Below are 2,637 nucleotides of genomic sequence, written 5' to 3' on the forward strand. Positions count from 1 at the left end.
CGTTGAAGAAGAACGCCAGCGTCATATCCGTGCTGCCCGTGCCAGAACGCCGGGCGTGTCACGCGTGCTTTGCATTGAATGTGAAGCGCCAATTCCGCCAGCACGCCGCCGTGCCATTCCGGGTGTGCAGCTTTGCATTACCTGTCAGGAAATCGCAGAGCTGAAAGGCAAACATTACAACGGAGGTGCTGTATGAGCACCATCCTGAAATGGGCGGGAAATAAAACCGCCATTATGTCCGAACTGAAAAAACATCTTCCTGCTGGCCCGCGACTGGTTGAACCTTTCGCGGGTTCATGTGCTGTGATGATGGAGACGGATTATCCCAGCTATCTGGTTGCGGATATTAATCCTGATTTAATCAACCTCTATAAAAAGGTTGCCGCTGATTGTGAATCGTTTATATCTCGCGCCAGAGTTTTATTTGAGGAAGCAAACAGGGAGGTGGCTTATTACAACATAAGGCAGGAGTTTAATTACTCCACTGAAATTACTGATTTCATGAAAGCGGTATATTTCCTGTATCTCAATCGTCATGGTTACCGTGGGTTATGTCGCTATAACAAGAGCGGGCATTTCAACATTCCGTACGGTAATTATAAAAATCCGTATTTCCCTGAAAAAGAAATTTGCGCATTTGCAGAGAAAGCCCAGCGGGCAACGTTTATCTGCGCGAGCTTTGATGAAACGCTGGCGATGCTGCAGGTGGGAGATGTGGTGTATTGCGATCCGCCTTATGACGGCACGTTTTCCGGTTATCACACTGACGGCTTCACTGAAGATGACCAGTATCACCTGGCATCTGTTCTTGAACATCGGTCATCAGAAAGATATCCGGTCATTGTTTCTAACAGTGACACATCCCTGATTCGTTCGCTGTATCGCAATTTCACTCACCACTACATCAAGGCAAAACGCAGCATCGGCGTGTCGGCTGGCGAGAGTAAATCTGCAACAGAAATCATTGCTGTTTCTGGGGCGCGCTGTTGGGCGGGATTTGATCCTTCGCGTGGCGTGGATAGTTCTGCTGTGTACGAGGTGCGTGTATGAGTCATGACGATATGAGCAACTCTAGCGGCTTTAACGAGGCCGCTGCATCATTTTCATGGAACGGCCCGAAAAAGGCCATTAACCCTTATCTGGATCCGGCGGAAGTTGCGCCGGAGTCTGCACTTTCAAACCTGATCACTCTGTACGCTGCCGATAACGAGCAGGAACAACTGCGCCGCGAGGCACTGAGTGAGCAGGTCTGGGAGCGTTATTTCTTTAATGAATCCCGTGATCCTGTCCAGCGCGAAATGGAGCAGGATAAGCTCATTAGCCGGGCAAAGCTGGCGCATGAGCAGCAGCGTTTTAACCCGGACATGGTCATTCTGGCAGATGTCAGCGCCCAGCCTTCTCATATCAGCAAGCCGCTGATGCAACGTATCGAATACTTCAGCAGCCTGGGCAGGCCAAAGGCTTATTCCCGCTATTTGCGTGAGACGATTAAGCCATGTCTGGAGCGACTGGATTGTGTACGTGACAGTCAGCTATCTGTTTCTTTCCGTTTTATGGCAAGCCATCAAGGGCTGGAGGGTCTGCTGATCCTGCCTGAAATGAGCCAGGATCAGGTGAAACGCCTGTCCACCCTGGTAGCAGCGCATATGAGCATGTGTCTTGAGGCCGCTTGTGGTGATTTGTACGCCACCGATGACGTTAAGCCAGAAGAAATCCGCAAGACATGGGAAAAGGTGGCTGCGGAAACCCTGCGTCTGGATGTTATCCCGCCTGCGTTTGAGAAACTTCGTCGGAAAAGAAACCGCCGCAAACCCGTGCCCTATGAACTCATACCGGGTTCGATGGCACGTATGCTTTGCGCCGACTGGTGGTATCGAAAATTGTGGAGGATGCGTTGCGAATGGCGGGAAGAGCAGTTGCGTGCTGTCTGTCTGGTCAGCAAAAAAGCATCTCCCTATGTCAGCTATGAAGCCGTGACGCATAAACGTGAGCAGCGCCGCAAGTCGCTGGAGTTTTTCCGTTCTCATGAACTGGTGAACGAAGACGGAGACACGCTGGATATGGAGGATGTGGTAAACGCCAGCAGCAGCAACCCGGCACATCGCCGCAATGAGATGATGGCCTGCGTTAAAGGTCTGGAGCTTATCGCGGAAATGCGTGGTGACTGCGCCGTTTTCTACACTATCACCTGTCCGTCACGTTTCCATTCCACGCTCAACAACGGCAGACCCAACCCGACCTGGACAAACGCGACGGTAAGACAAAGCAGCGATTATCTGGTCGGCATGTTTGCTGCATTTCGTAAGGCAATGCATAAAACCGGGCTGCGCTGGTATGGCGTGCGGGTGGCTGAGCCGCACCATGACGGTACTGTGCACTGGCATCTTATGTGCTTCATGCGTAAAAAAGACCGCCGCGCCATCACTGCATTACTGTGTAAGTTTGCCATCCGTGAAGACCGCGAGGAGCTGGGCAATAACACGGGTCCACGCTTTAAGTCTGAGCTGATTAACCCGCGCAAAGGAACGCCGACAAGCTACATCGCGAAATATATCAGTAAGAATATTGACGGACGTGGTCTGGCTGGCGAGATCAGCAAGGAAACGGGTAAATCCCTGCGTGATAACGCCGAATACG

3 protein-coding genes are annotated in these 2,637 nt (G+C 51.5%); all 3 read left to right on the forward strand.

Translation table 11 applies throughout. The annotated features are described in order from the left end of the window. On the forward strand, positions 1-196 hold a 196-nt coding region (locus D9742_RS22590), incomplete at its 5' end, for a TraR/DksA family transcriptional regulator (RefSeq protein WP_130238297.1). Then, positions 193-1,050, forward strand: a complete 858-nt coding sequence (locus D9742_RS22595) for a DNA adenine methylase (protein WP_130238300.1) — start codon at positions 193-195, stop codon at positions 1,048-1,050. The genes D9742_RS22590 and D9742_RS22595, both read left to right, overlap by 4 nt. After that, positions 1,047-2,637 (forward strand): replication endonuclease (locus tag D9742_RS22600; protein ID WP_130238301.1); only part of this gene is annotated, 1,591 nt, incomplete at its 3' end. The genes D9742_RS22595 and D9742_RS22600, both read left to right, overlap by 4 nt.

The sequence above is a fragment of the Escherichia sp. E1V33 genome (assembly GCF_004211955.1).
Classification (GTDB): domain Bacteria; phylum Pseudomonadota; class Gammaproteobacteria; order Enterobacterales; family Enterobacteriaceae; genus Escherichia.